We start from the raw sequence: 12,985 nt of genomic DNA on the forward strand, positions 1-12,985 counted from the left end.
TAAAACCTTTTTATCCGGCCCTTCCTCTTTATAATTTAACTTCAGATAAAAAAGTCATGGATAATATCGAGAAACTTGGCCAGGAGCTGGCGCAGGTATATTTTAGAATAGAAGAGCGAAGGAACCACTGGCATACTATTTCCAGAGAATTTATTTCCACCACTTTGAAAGAACTGGTAGCCCGCTTTCCTATGTTCGACTGGACGGTGGACATCAACGAGGTTTGGCAGAATATGGAATCCGTATATGTGATGTTCAATTACGTTCCCAGCGGCATCGTGGAAAAGACGCCCAACGCGGTGATTCAGAAAATGAAAAAAGGTGGATTGTTGTCGTTTTCTCAATCACGTAACGGACAAATAGTTACCTGGGTGGCTTATCCTTTTGTAGATGGTATAACAGAAGACGGGCCCAAGAACACGGTGTTGCATACCGCGGAGCCTGAAGAAGTGGATCAGGCTTATATTTTATGGTATGCCGAGAAGTTCCTGGAAGAAATGATCAGCTGGGAAAATGATTCCCGTGAAGAGATTGGCTTTATTAAAAAACACCGTTAATACGCAGATCCAATGCGTAGTGTGCATTTAAATTTGACAGAGGAGGAAGATTGTCATGATAGCAGCTTTGATTGCAACCGGTATCGTGTTGCTCGTTTTTATATACCTGCTGTTCGCAGCTAAGTCGCGGCAGCAGCAACTGGAATCCCAGCATCGCCAGATGCAGGACCGTGCTGTACAATTGGAGTCACAGCAGCTTTACCTGGAATCGGCGCTCAAAGACAGGCAGCGGCAGTTGCAGGAGGCCCAGGATCAGCTGGAGCGCTTAAACGAAGAATATGCCCTGCAAAAGGGAGACCAGGGGCGACTGCTGGAACAAAATAAATACCTGCAACTGCAGCTTTCCGAAGAGCGCCAGCGGTTGATCCAGCAGCAGGAAGACTCCCGGCACCAGTTTGAGAATATCGCCAACCAGTTACTGCACCGCATTTCCGGCAACTTCATGGAGCAAAACCAATCCAAGCTGGATGACCTGCTCAAACCATTATCCGATAAAATCGATACTTTCCGTAGCAGCGTTCAGCAGTCACTGGTGGCTGAAACCACGCAGCGTACTGAATTGCGGGCGGAATTACAGCGACTGTTATTGCTAAATCAAACACTTACGAAGGAAGCTAATAATCTCACCAATGCGCTGAAAGCAGATACCAAAAAACAAGGCAGCTGGGGAGAGGTGATCCTGGAGAAAGTATTGGAGGCATCAGGCCTGGAAAAGGGGATACATTATTTCACACAGGACTCCCGCTATGATGCCGAAGGACAACTGCGGCGCCCGGATATGGTATTGCATCTGCCGGAAGACCGTCGCGTGATTATAGATTCCAAGGTGTCGCTCAAAGCCTACGAACAATATTGCAGTGCAGAAGATGATATCTCCAGGCAGCAGTTCCTGAAACAGCACCTGGCATCGGTAAAAAATCACGTGAATGAGCTGAGTGCAAAGGCTTATCAGTCGCTCTACAACAACACTACTGATTTTGTATTGCTCTTTATACCTGTGGAGCCGGCCTATGCGCTTGCAATCCTGCAGCCGGAGGAGGACCTGTATGATTTCGCTTTCCGCAAGCGGATTATCCTGGTAAGCGTACCGTCACTGCTGGCAACGCTCAAAGTTATTGAGAACATGTGGCGGCTGGAAAAGCAAAACAGGAATGCGCAGGAGATAGTACGGCAGGGTGGGGCGTTGTACGACAAATTTGTAGGCTTCGTCAATGACCTCGACCAGGTAAATAACTATCTCGGCAAAACCCGCGATGCCTATGATGAGGCTATGAAAAAGCTAACCAGCGGCAGCGGCAACCTGGTTGGGCGCGCAGAAAAAATGCGCAAACTAGGTGTGGACAACAAAAAAAAGCTGCCTGAAATTTATGTCCAGGAGGCGCCTCCGGAAAATGGCAGCCTCGAGTCCGGAACCGATAAATAGCGGTTTGACAGGCTTGCGGCCTTTCAAACCGCATTACTTTACCTGCCGAAGGCTGGTCGGTGTATGAACGTTTCAGGTGATTGGCTGGAAGAACTTAATTCGCCTGCTTGCGTGCCAGCTGCTCCTCATAGTTTTTAGGTACGTGAAAAAAGGAGAGATATAGTGTAGCCATTGCCGTGATACCCGCAAGAATAAAAAATGTAAGTGGGAACCGGCTGGCATGATTATGATAGATCAGCGCTGACCCCCAGGCGCCCAGCCCGATGCCGGCTTCCATGGCAATGTACATGCTCGCCAATGCACGGCCTTTATACATCGGGTTACTTAAATCTACCGTCCAGGCGGTAACAGCAGGGGAGTTAAGCCCGGTAGCCATACCATATAGCAAGGCCGCTGCCAGCAGGATTGCCGGATTGACCGCCAATGCCAGCATGGCCATGGAGGCGGCCATTACCAATGCGGAGATCTTCAGGATAGGGATGCGCCCATATTTGTCCGATACCTTGCCGGCTACCAGGCGTATGCCCATTGAGCTGGCGGTATAGAAAGTAAAGAACAATCCTTTATTGGTGATGCCTAAATAGGTACTGTAGTCAGGAATGATGGTTAATACCGCGCCATAGCTGAAAAATGTAAGGAAGGTAACAATTACCGGACCCCATACCAGCGGCTCAAATAGCTCGTCCCGGTGGATACGCAGCAGCGAAAACCTGAAAGGTTGCTTGTTGGGAAGTGTTTCCTTCATAGCGCCGGTTAGGATGACTACCGATAGGAGCGCAAAAGCGGCCGACAACTGAAACATCACATTAATATTCCACTGCACTGCCACCCAACCGCCAATAGCAGGCCCGATGGCCATGCCGATGATAGAAGCCAGGCCTATAATGCCCATGGCTTCACCGCGCCGGTTGGCCGGTACCAGGTCGGATACATAGGCGGAAGTGCCGGTAGGCTTGAATCCTGTGGAGAAACCATGAAAAAATCTAAGTAACAGGAACGCCCCTACGGAGCTGACCAGTGGATACATCAAGCTGCACACCACACATATCAGTGAGCCAAACACCATCACCGGCACGCGGCCAATGGTATCCGTGAGCTTGCCGCTGAATGGCCTGGAAAGCCCCGCCATCAAGGTAAACACCCCAATGATATAGCCTTTGTAATCTTCCCCGCCCAGCTTAGTCAGATACGCCGGCAGCTCCGGGATCATCATGTTGAAACTGGCAGAGAAAAGGGCATTACTCAAACATAATAAGATGAATTGCAGATTGTATATCCTACCTGACGACTGGTCCATGCCGCAAAATTAGTAACTATGGTACAATTTTGGCAAAGTAAATCAGCACTGGCTACAGGCGAACAAAACCCCGGGACCACTGTTAATATTAACCGGTTGTTAAATCATGATAACACTCATGTTTCCCTGCCACCAGAAACCGTAAATTTATAGTAACTAAAAATTCAAGGATATGAAAGTTAACACTGGCATCTTACCAGAACACGCCAAAGAGGTTGCTTTAGAATTGAATAAAGCATTAGCTGATGAATTGGTGTTGTATGCAAAAACACGTAACAGCCACTGGAATATTGAAGGACCCAGCTTCAGGGACCTGCACCTGTTTTTTGAAGATCAGTATGAAGCCCTGGAAGAATTCGGTGACGAAGTAGCAGAAAGAATCCGCGCCCTCGGCCACTACGCGCTGGGCAGATACGCAGATGTGCTGAAACTGACCCACCTGCTGGAGTCTGAATACAGCAACGACGCTAAAACACAGGTAAAGGAACTGCTGGATGATCATGAAACCATTATCCGCAACCTGCGCCGCCTGATCGATGAGTTTGATCAGAAATACAACGATAAAGGCACCAGCGATTTTGTGACTGGCCTCATGGAAAAACATGAGAAACAAGCCTGGATGCTACGCTCCTTTCTCAAATAACTAATTTTATATTTATAGCAACGTGTTAGTTACAGCCAGATTGTCCGTAACTAACACGTTTTGTTTTAATACAACACGTATGGATAACAAAACAGACCTCCGACTGGCCGTGTTGATTGACGCCGATAACATCCCCTATCACAACGTAAAAGGGATGCTCGAAGAAGTGGCCAAATACGGAAACCCAACGTTTAAAAGAATTTATGGCGACTGGACCAAACCCACCGTAGTAGGGTGGAAGGGCGTATTGCTCGACTATGCTATCACGCCCATTCAGCAATACAGCTATACCTCCGGTAAAAACGCTACCGACAGCGCCATGATCATAGACGCCATGGATATTTTATACACCGGCAGGGTAGATGGGTTTTGCCTCGTATCCAGCGACAGCGACTTTACCCGCCTGGCCACCAGGCTCCGTGAAGCCGGAATGTACGTGATCGGTATGGGGGAAAAGAAAACGCCAAGTGCATTCAGATCGGCCTGCGACAAGTTCATCTACCTGGAGATCCTGCAGGTGAGAGAAAAGAAATCAGACGAAGGGAAATCAAAGTCTTCCAAAGAAAAGCCAAAGGGAATCAGCAAAGCTGACAAGGAGGTGATCACCCTGCTGACCACCAGCATTAACGATATTGCAGATGAGGATGGCTGGGCATACCTCGGAGAGCTGGGCAACCTGCTGCTGAAGAAACAACCCGACTTCGATTCCCGCAACTATGGCTTTAATAAACTGATCCATCTCATCCAGAGCTTCCCTATATTTGAAATAGACCTGCGCGACAGCGGTAATAAGACAGGTAAATTAGTGTATGTTCGTAGCAAATAACGTTACTTATATGAACCGGGTAAGTGTTATTAAGGGAGATATTACCGCCGTTAAGGCAGATGCCATCGTAAATGCAGCCAATTCATCCCTGATGGGTGGCGGAGGAGTAGATGGCGCCATTCACCGTGCCGGTGGTCCTGCAATTTTGGAGGACTGCCGTAAGATTGTGGCCCGCCAGGGCGGATGTAAAACCGGTGAAGCCGTGATTACCACTGGCGGCCGGCTGCCAGCGGCACATGTGATCCATACCGTAGGACCTGTATGGCAGGATGGCTTGCACAACGAACCCACCTTGCTCGCCAACTGCTACCGGCACTCCCTGGAGCTGGCTGCTGCCAATAACCTTACCACAGTGGCTTTCCCTAACATCAGTACCGGTGTTTATCATTTCCCTAAAGACCTCGCCGCCCGGATTGCGCTGGAAACAATAGCCAACTTCCTGGAAAAAGAAAGTAGTATCACAGCGGTTATCCTGGTATGCTTTGACGAAGAGAATTTCAACTTCACCACCCATTATTACCACCAGTATGTAGGGCCGGAATGATAGTAATGATTATCAGCCGTTTGACACAATGTGTGTCTACATTGCATTTGCTTTGTTATTTTTGAGATACTAAACCATAAAACCACCATTAAACAATGAGAAAATCAACCGTATGCAGACTCCTGCCAGTAGCACTGTGCATGTCTGTTTCTGTAGCCCGCGCCGCCGCCGGCCCAGGCCCGGTTCCATCCCTCACCATTATTCAAGGGACTACCACCAACGACAAAGCCACTAAAATCTCCCTCATGGCTGTTGAAGAAGGTATGACCAAAGAAATTGCTACATCAGCAGTGAGCGCGGACCACGCCTTTGCCTTTGCCGTACAAAAACCAACAGAAGGATTTTATTACCTGACTACCAATCCAAAAGACAACGGCGCCCGAATCTACCTGAAATCAGGAGATCAGCTGAATCTGCAACTGGATGGTAACAACTTCGTACAAAAAACAGGATCAGTAGAAAACAAAACCCTGCAGGCCTGGAACACAGTAGTAGCACCAGTTACCGGCCCTGCCAGCAAAATTGATTCTACCACTTTTTACTCTTTCTTCCCTGCACTGGAAGCAACTGTGCCTAAAGCAGAAGCTTTCAAAAAAACCTTCACATCTTCCAATAAAACTTTTAGCAGCCTGATGAAAGTGGCTATGGAAGCAGATGTGGAGTATGCAGCCATGCGTTTTCTGTTGATTCCGCACTCGGTGCATCCTAAAAAGGAGCAGTACCCTGCCTATTACAAAACTATCGTGAAGGATCAGAAATTTTGTGACGCTAACGCCATGGCCCTGGGCAACATCGGCGATTACGTACGCCTATACAACACCTTCAGCATGCTGATCATGGCTGAAAAGCCAGCCACTAAACCTGCTCCGGGCGAAATGCTGGCTAAAAGTGTAAACGCCATCTGCAACGATCACATCAAAGCCCTGTACCTCACCAACTCACTCGGTGGTTACAAAACCTTTGAGGCACTGGTAGAAGCCATGGCGCCTTACCAGAAATACCTGGTGACTGACCTGGAAAAGAAACGCTATTACGATTATGAAAAATCTGTGCGTAAATTCTCCGCAGGTGAAGCTGGATATAACTTCTCCGGTGAGGATACCAACGGTAAGATGGTGGCATTCAACGACCTGAAAGGTAAAGTAGTAGTAGTAGACGTTTGGGCTACCTGGTGCGGACCTTGTAAAGCAGAACTGCCTTTCCTCCAGAAACTGGAAGAAGAAATGGAAGGTAAAAACGTAACTTTCGTTGGCTGCTCCGTGGATGAGGCAAAAGATAAAGAGAAATGGAAGCAGTTCGTGAAAGACAAAGACATGAAAGGTGTACAGATCTTTGTGAACGGCTGGAGCGAGGTAACGAAGTTCTACGGTATCAACGGTATCCCTCGTTTCATGGTATTTGACCAGCAGGGTAAAATCGTGAACATCGATGCTCCCCGCCCGTCTACACCAGAGCTGAAAGCGCTGATCGAAAAATTACTGGCTAAAGGATAATAGCCATACTCATAGCAAAATCTTGAATACAAATAAAAAGGCTACCTGTTCAGGTAGCCTTTTTAATTATAATGCGATGTGAAAAAACGATGGGGATTATGCCTTAGCGTATTTAACCCACGCTATCAAAAACATAAGTGCAAAAATGATAATTGCTGCTGGTGCACCGATGCTACCAATGAAATCACCCACTTTATAAAAGTTAGTGGTGTGTACTACATCTAAGAAAGTCATCATGATATAATGAGTTTATTATTTCCGGATGCAAATTAGAACTTTAGGGCCAAATTCCCAATGAAGAATTCGGTTACCATTGGATCAACTGCTGAATATCCGCGTCCAGTCTGGATTTGGCGAGGAAATTTTTTTCCAGTTCGGTGGAGAAAGGCACCGGGGAGTCGAGGCTGGCACAGCGGATCACAGGGGCATCCAGCAAATGGAAGCAATGCTGGCCTATCCAGGCGCTTATTTCGGCGCCAAAGCCGCCGGTGAGGGTGTCTTCATGTAGTACCAAAACACGGCCGGTGGCGGCCACGGCCTGCTGAATGGCAGGGTAGTCCAGTGGAACCAGTGTGCGGAGGTCCAGTAGGCAGATACTGATGTGTTGATGGCTGGCGGCATATTCCATGGCCCAGTGTACCCCGCTGCCATAGGTGATAATGGTGATATCGTCGCCGGATTGTACCAGGCGGGCTTTCCCGATTTCAGTGGTAAAATATTCATCCGGCACCAGGCCTGAAATACTGCGGTACAGTGCTTTGTGTTCAAAAAACAGTACCGGATTCGGGTCCGCAATGGCAGCGCAAAGCAGGCCTTTGGCATCTTCCGGGCTGGAAGGGTATACTACCTTGAGGCCGGGAACATGTGCAAACCATGCTTCGTTGCTTTGAGAGTGAAATGGGCCGGCACCCACGCCTGCGCCGGTAGGCATACGGATCACCACATCGGCATTTTGTCCCCAGCGGTAATGGATTTTAGCCAGGTTATTTACAATCTGGTTGAAACCGCAGGAAACAAAATCTGCAAACTGCATTTCCACCATGCTTTTAAAACCCTGAATTGATAAGCCCAGTGCAGCGCCAATTACGGCACTTTCGCAGAGGGGCGTGTTTCTTACTCTGTCCGGGCCAAACTGCTCCAGGAAGCCTTCCGTAATCTTAAAGGCGCCGCCGTATCCGGCAATATCCTGACCCATGAGTATCAACAGCGGGAACTCTTCCATGGATTGGCGCAAGCCCTCGGAAATAGCGTCTATAAAGCGCTTTTCAGTGCTGGTGCCTATCGGGTAATGTGGGGAAGGAGCCGGCGCGTAAACATCACCTAGTTCCTGCTCCGTGCTGATGGGCGCGGGGTGTGGTTGTAAACCTGCCGCCACGGCCTCTTCTATCTGTATTTTAAGGGTGTGCTTAATTTCGTGTATGCGTTCTTCCGACAGGATGCCTTCTTCCAGCAGGTAGGTTTCATATTGCGTAATGGGGTCTTTAGCGGCCCATGCTTCCATTAACTCGGGCGGTACGTATTTAGTCCCGCTGGCCTCTTCGTGGCCACGCATGCGGAAAGTCAGGGCTTCGATCAGCACTGGTCTGTTACGGCTTGCAGCATACTGACGGGCGGAGCGGACCGTTTGGAATACTTCCAGCAAATTATTACCATCTACCTGTACACCCTCCATACCATACCCGGCGGCCTTTTCCACCAGGGAGGTGCAGCGGTATTGTTCCGCAACCGGGGTACTGAGTGCATAGCCATTATTTTCTATCAGGAAGATGACAGGGAGGTCCCATACAGCGGCCACGTTGAGCGCTTCGTGGAAATCGCCTTCGCTGGTGCCTCCTTCGCCGGTGAATACGAGCGTAGCGCGGTTGTCTTTCCGGAGTTTATGTGCCAGTGCAATACCATCGGCAATGCCAAGCTGTGGGCCCAGGTGGGAGATCATACCGCAGATCTGGTGGGCACGATCGCCAAAATGGAAGCTGCGTTCCCGCCCTTTGGAATAGCCCGGTACCTGTCCCTGCCATTGCAGCAACAGCTTTTCCAGCGGCATATTACGGGTGGTAAACACGCCCAGGTTGCGATGTAGCGGGAGTATCCACTCGTCTGACTGCATAGCCAGCGTGGCGCCCACGGCAATAGCCTCCTGGCCTATACCGGAAAACCATTTACTTATTTTTCCCTGGCGAAGCAGTAACAGCATTTTTTCTTCTATCAGTCGCGGATATACGAGGGATTGATAGAAAGACAATTGTTGTTCCCTGCTCAGGTTGGAACTGTCGAAATGCATGCATGGTAAGTTTTGCAGATTAGTTGCTGCCGCCGGCAAGGCCGATCAGCACACTGTTGATGATGGTCATCACAATGCTGAACAGTAATGCCCACCAGAAGCCATCTACCTTAAAGCCAGGTACCAGCTTGGATGCGAGCAGGATGATCAATGCATTGATCACAAAAAGAAACAGACCTAAAGTGACGATGGTAACGGGGAAAGTCAGCAGAACGAGCAGGGGCTTAACGAGTGCATTGAGGATAGCCAGTACCAGTGCCAGTATGAGCGCAGTAACGAAGCTGTCTACCTTTACTGCCGGTTTCAGCAGGTAGGCGGTAAACATGGCGGCAATGGCACTTACAAGGATGCGTAATAGGAAACCCATAGAAATTAATTTAAATAACGGCGTTAGTAATTCACCGGAATAGCACCGGATAAATGGAATTTACTGCATTTATCCGGTACTACGTTATTTAAATTACAGAAAATTGTCGGCGTCACGGTAGGCTTTGATGAGAGCCAGCTCACCTTCGGCGCCTTTTCCGAAATTACCATGTTCCATACCACATACACCTTTATAACCTTTCTGATGTAGATGTTTGAAGATGTTGCGGTAGTTGATTTCACCAGTTCCTGGCTCTTTGCGGCCGGGGTTATCCCCAATCTGGATGTAGGCGATCTCGTCCCAGCAGAGGTCCATCACCGGAATCAGGTTGCCGGTATTTCTTTGCATATGGTAGATGTCGTACAGGATTTTGCAGGAAGGACTATTCACTGCCTTACAAATCTCGTAGCTCTGTTCTGCCGTGCGGAGGAACAGGTCCGGGTTATCGCTCAGGGGTTCCAGCACCATAACGATGCCATGTGGCTCCAGGATTTCGGCGCCGCGGCGCAGTGCATCCACCACATGTGCTGTTTGTACGCCCATGGGTAGGGTGCGGTCAAAATAGCCGGGAACAACGGTAGCCCATTTGGCATTCACGCGCTTGGCAGTTTCCACACTCTTTTTGCAGGTGGCCACAAAGGCATCTTTAAACTCCTGTTTGCCGGTGGCGAGTGATGTTTTCCAGTTGTTGCCGGTATCTACCACAAATACGCCCATGGTCATATTTTTCTGTGCGAGCAGGCTACCGATTTTCTCCTGCATGGCTACATCGCGGCCCAGCAACCCATTGTCTTCAATGGAGCGGAAGCCCTGATCATACATGTATTTGATCTGATCGAGGAAGTCGGCGCCGCCGCTGTTTTTAAACATACCGTCGTGCGGGGCATAATCCAGGTTAAATGGCTTACCTGCAGTGGATGATTCTTTGGGAGCTGCCTGTGCGGCGCTGCTTACACCTCCTAATGCGAGGGCGGATAATCCGGCCAAAGCACCCTGTTGCAGGAAATTTCGTCTTTTCATAACGATGAAATTAAAAGTAAAAAGGACACCCTTAAATTTAAAAGGTTTTGAATATAAATGCTAGCAAAAAGAAAAATAATCAAAAAAAGACCTCTTTTTTTGCGTTCATCACAAAAAATTTGAAACCACCGATTCATTTTTTATCTTGACAACGTACACACCCAATCTACTCAGATGAATCAATTTTATGTGACCTTGTTAGTGGGCGCAACGCTTTGTCAGCCAGCGTTTGCTCAAAAGGACAGTGAATACACCGCGTACGATCAAAAGATACCTGGTACTGAAGTGCATTTCAAAATGGTGCCCATTAAAGGAGGTACGTTCACGTTAGGAAGTCCGCAAAATGAAAAAGGCAGAAAAGCTGACGAAGGACCTGCCAAAACCGTAAAAATCGATGACTTCTATATGGGAGCCACCGAAGTTACCTTTGAGGAATATAACGAGTTTGCTGACCAGGATAAGCCACAAACGGATATCCCGGACGGTATGACCCGCCCTAGCCCGCCGTACATCGATCTCACGCTGGGCATGGGGAAAGCCGGTGGCTACCCCGCCAACAGTATGAGCCAGTATGGCGCATTAATGTACTGCCGCTGGCTGTATTATAAAACTGGTGTTTTCTACCGCCTGCCCACCGCAGCGGAATGGGAATATGCCTGCCGCGCCGGTGCAAAAACTACTTATCCGTTTGGCAACGATGCCGCGCAACTGAAAAATTACGCCTGGTATAAAGATAACAGCGAGGGCAAATATCATCCCGTAGCGCAACTGAAACCTAATGCCTGGGGCCTGTATGATATGCTGGGCAACGTACAGGAATGGACCATGGACCAATACGATGAGCAGGGGGTAGCACAGGCTGCCGCCGCTAATCCGTGGACGGTACCTACCAAAAAAACACCGCGACTGCTCAAAGGCGGCACTTACGAAGATGAGGCCGTAGCGCTGAGAGCCGCTGCCCGGTTGAAGTCGGACCCAATGTGGAACGACCGCGACCCGCAAAATCCCAAAAGCCGCTGGTGGAACGCCGATGCGCCTTTTGTCGGTTTTCGTGTAGTCCGCCCCGTTAAACAGCCTACCAAGGCAGAAGCAGATAAATTTTTTGAAGAACAGATCGATAAATACGTTGGTTCCCGCTAGTATTCACACCTAAAAAACATCCTTTTATGGACACTGAAAAATCACAAGAATTCCACGTTCAGGGTCGCCGCGATTTCGTAAAACAATCTTCTATGATCGCCGGCAGCCTGCTTGCAATGCCTATTCTGTCTAAAGCCACCTCTCTAGAAGGTTCCGGTAATGCCGGTGTGATCAAAATAGCCCTGATAGGCTGTGGTGGTCGTGGCACAGGAGCTGCCACCCAGGCACTCAAAACCAAAGAAAACGTGCAGCTGGTTGCCATGGCTGATGCGTTCCCAGACAGGCTGAAAGACAGCTATGACAACATTAAAGAGGCGCTGGGCGATAATGCCGGCCGACTCGCCGTTCCTGAAAAGAACAAGTTCGTTGGCTTTGATGCATACAAAGAAGCCATCGCCCTCGCAGATGTGGTGATCCTCGCTACCCCTCCGGGTTTCAGACCTATCCACTTCGAAGAAGCGGTGAAACAGGGCAAACACATCTTTATGGAAAAACCGGTAGCTACTGATCCGGCAGGCGTAAAACGCGTACTGGAAGCCGCTGCGGTGGCCAATACCAAAAAGCTGAATGTGGTAGTAGGACTGCAACGCCGCTACCAGAACTCATACCGCGAGCTGTATAAACGCTTCCAGGATGGTATCATCGGTGATATTACCTCCATCCAGGTATGGTGGAACCAGGGCGACCTGTGGGTAAAACCACGTAAGGCGGAGTATACAGAAATGGAATACCAGATGCGTAACTGGTATTATTTCAACTGGCTCTGTGGCGATCATATCGTAGAGCAGCATATCCACAACATTGACGTAGGTAACTGGTTCAAGAACGATACCCCTGCTACCGCATCTGGTATGGGTGGCCGCGCTGTACGTACCGGCAAGGACTACGGTGAAATCTACGACCACCACTATGTGGAATACCGCTATGCGGACGGGGTGGTGATGAACAGCCAGTGCCGCCACTGGAAAGCCGCTGCCAGCAAGGTGGATGAAGAAATTGTTGGTACCAGGGGCCGCATCTACTGCGACCGCGCACAGATCGTAGATGCCAAAGGCAAAGTGATCTACCAGTTTGAGAAAAAAGGAAACGAAAATAATCCATACCAGACCGAGCACGATGAGCTGTTTGCAGCCATTGCGAAAGGCGAATACAAGTATTCCGATGCGCTGAGAGGTGCACAGGCTACAATGTCGGCTATCCTGGGTCGTATGGCTACCTATACAGGTCAGGTGATGCATTGGGATAAAGCCCTGGACTCCGGTCTGGACCTCCATCCTAAAACATATGCATTTGACGCCACTCCTCCGATTGTTCCGGGCACTGATGGCTTCTATCCATATGCAAAACCAGGTATTACAAAATACATTGGTTAATTATAATGATGACGGTGATGC

General features: G+C 49.1%; 13 protein-coding genes. 8 read left to right on the forward strand and 5 right to left on the reverse strand.

The features are described from left to right. Nucleotides 1–56 precede the first annotated feature (56 nt). Nucleotides 57–557: a hypothetical protein gene (locus KW844_RS01435; RefSeq protein WP_218374923.1), complete on the forward strand. Its 501-nt coding sequence runs from the start codon at nt 57–59 to the stop codon at nt 555–557. Between the two features lie 55 nt (nt 558–612). Further along, nucleotides 613–1,980 (forward strand): DNA recombination protein RmuC, encoded by a 1,368-nt coding sequence (gene rmuC, locus KW844_RS01440; protein WP_218374924.1) that lies wholly within the window; start codon nt 613–615, stop codon nt 1,978–1,980. Nucleotides 1,981–2,074: 94 nt separating this feature from the next. Here the strand turns inward: rmuC and KW844_RS01445 are convergent, their stop codons facing one another. Beyond that, on the reverse strand, nt 2,075–3,226 hold the full coding sequence (locus KW844_RS01445; protein ID WP_255578099.1) for an MFS transporter: 1,152 nt from the start codon (nt 3,224–3,226) through the stop codon (nt 2,075–2,077). 223 nt (nt 3,227–3,449) lie between these two features. On the opposite strand from KW844_RS01445, the gene KW844_RS01450 reads away from it, so the two are divergent. The 4 genes from KW844_RS01450 (at nt 3,450) to KW844_RS01465 (ending at nt 6,783) form a co-directional block, all read left to right on the forward strand. Then, nucleotides 3,450–3,920 carry a Dps family protein gene (locus KW844_RS01450; RefSeq protein ID WP_073082708.1) on the forward strand — a complete coding sequence of 157 codons (471 nt, stop codon included), beginning with the start codon at nt 3,450–3,452 and terminating at the stop codon, nt 3,918–3,920. A gap of 79 nt (nt 3,921–3,999) precedes the next feature. Continuing rightward, complete coding sequence (locus KW844_RS01455; protein ID WP_218374926.1) at nt 4,000–4,746, forward strand: NYN domain-containing protein; 747 nt, start codon at nt 4,000–4,002, stop codon at nt 4,744–4,746. Continuing rightward, the gene (locus KW844_RS01460) at nt 4,730–5,290 is read left to right on the forward strand and encodes an O-acetyl-ADP-ribose deacetylase (protein WP_255578100.1); all 561 of its coding nucleotides are present in this window, start codon (nt 4,730–4,732) and stop codon (nt 5,288–5,290) included. The genes KW844_RS01455 and KW844_RS01460 overlap by 17 nt, the downstream gene beginning before the upstream one ends. Before the next feature lie 95 nt (nt 5,291–5,385). Further along, on the forward strand, nt 5,386–6,783 hold the full coding sequence (locus KW844_RS01465; protein ID WP_218374927.1) for a TlpA disulfide reductase family protein: 1,398 nt from the start codon (nt 5,386–5,388) through the stop codon (nt 6,781–6,783). Nucleotides 6,784–6,879: 96 nt separating this feature from the next. Here the strand turns inward: KW844_RS01465 and KW844_RS01470 are convergent, their stop codons facing one another. From KW844_RS01470 to KW844_RS01485, 4 genes are all read right to left on the reverse strand, one after another. After that, nucleotides 6,880–7,020, reverse strand: a complete 141-nt coding sequence (locus KW844_RS01470; RefSeq protein WP_218374928.1) for a hypothetical protein — start codon at nt 7,018–7,020, stop codon at nt 6,880–6,882. A 70-nt stretch (nt 7,021–7,090) separates the two neighbouring features. Further along, the gene (locus KW844_RS01475; protein WP_218374929.1) at nt 7,091–9,064 is read right to left on the reverse strand and encodes a thiamine pyrophosphate-dependent enzyme; all 1,974 of its coding nucleotides are present in this window, start codon (nt 9,062–9,064) and stop codon (nt 7,091–7,093) included. Between the two features lie 19 nt (nt 9,065–9,083). After that, nucleotides 9,084–9,431 (reverse strand): phage holin family protein, encoded by a 348-nt coding sequence (locus KW844_RS01480; RefSeq protein WP_218374930.1) that lies wholly within the window; start codon nt 9,429–9,431, stop codon nt 9,084–9,086. A 93-nt stretch (nt 9,432–9,524) separates the two neighbouring features. Next, nucleotides 9,525–10,451 (reverse strand): hydroxypyruvate isomerase family protein, encoded by a 927-nt coding sequence (locus KW844_RS01485; RefSeq protein ID WP_218374931.1) that lies wholly within the window; start codon nt 10,449–10,451, stop codon nt 9,525–9,527. Between the two features lie 174 nt (nt 10,452–10,625). On the opposite strand from KW844_RS01485, the gene KW844_RS01490 reads away from it, so the two are divergent. After that, on the forward strand, nt 10,626–11,591 hold the full coding sequence (locus KW844_RS01490; protein WP_218374932.1) for an SUMF1/EgtB/PvdO family nonheme iron enzyme: 966 nt from the start codon (nt 10,626–10,628) through the stop codon (nt 11,589–11,591). A gap of 26 nt (nt 11,592–11,617) precedes the next feature. Next, nucleotides 11,618–12,964 (forward strand): Gfo/Idh/MocA family protein, encoded by a 1,347-nt coding sequence (locus KW844_RS01495; protein ID WP_218374933.1) that lies wholly within the window; start codon nt 11,618–11,620, stop codon nt 12,962–12,964. Nucleotides 12,965–12,985 lie beyond the last annotated feature (21 nt).

It is taken from the genome of Chitinophaga sp. sic0106 (assembly GCF_019219075.1).
In the GTDB taxonomy this organism is placed as follows: domain Bacteria; phylum Bacteroidota; class Bacteroidia; order Chitinophagales; family Chitinophagaceae; genus Chitinophaga.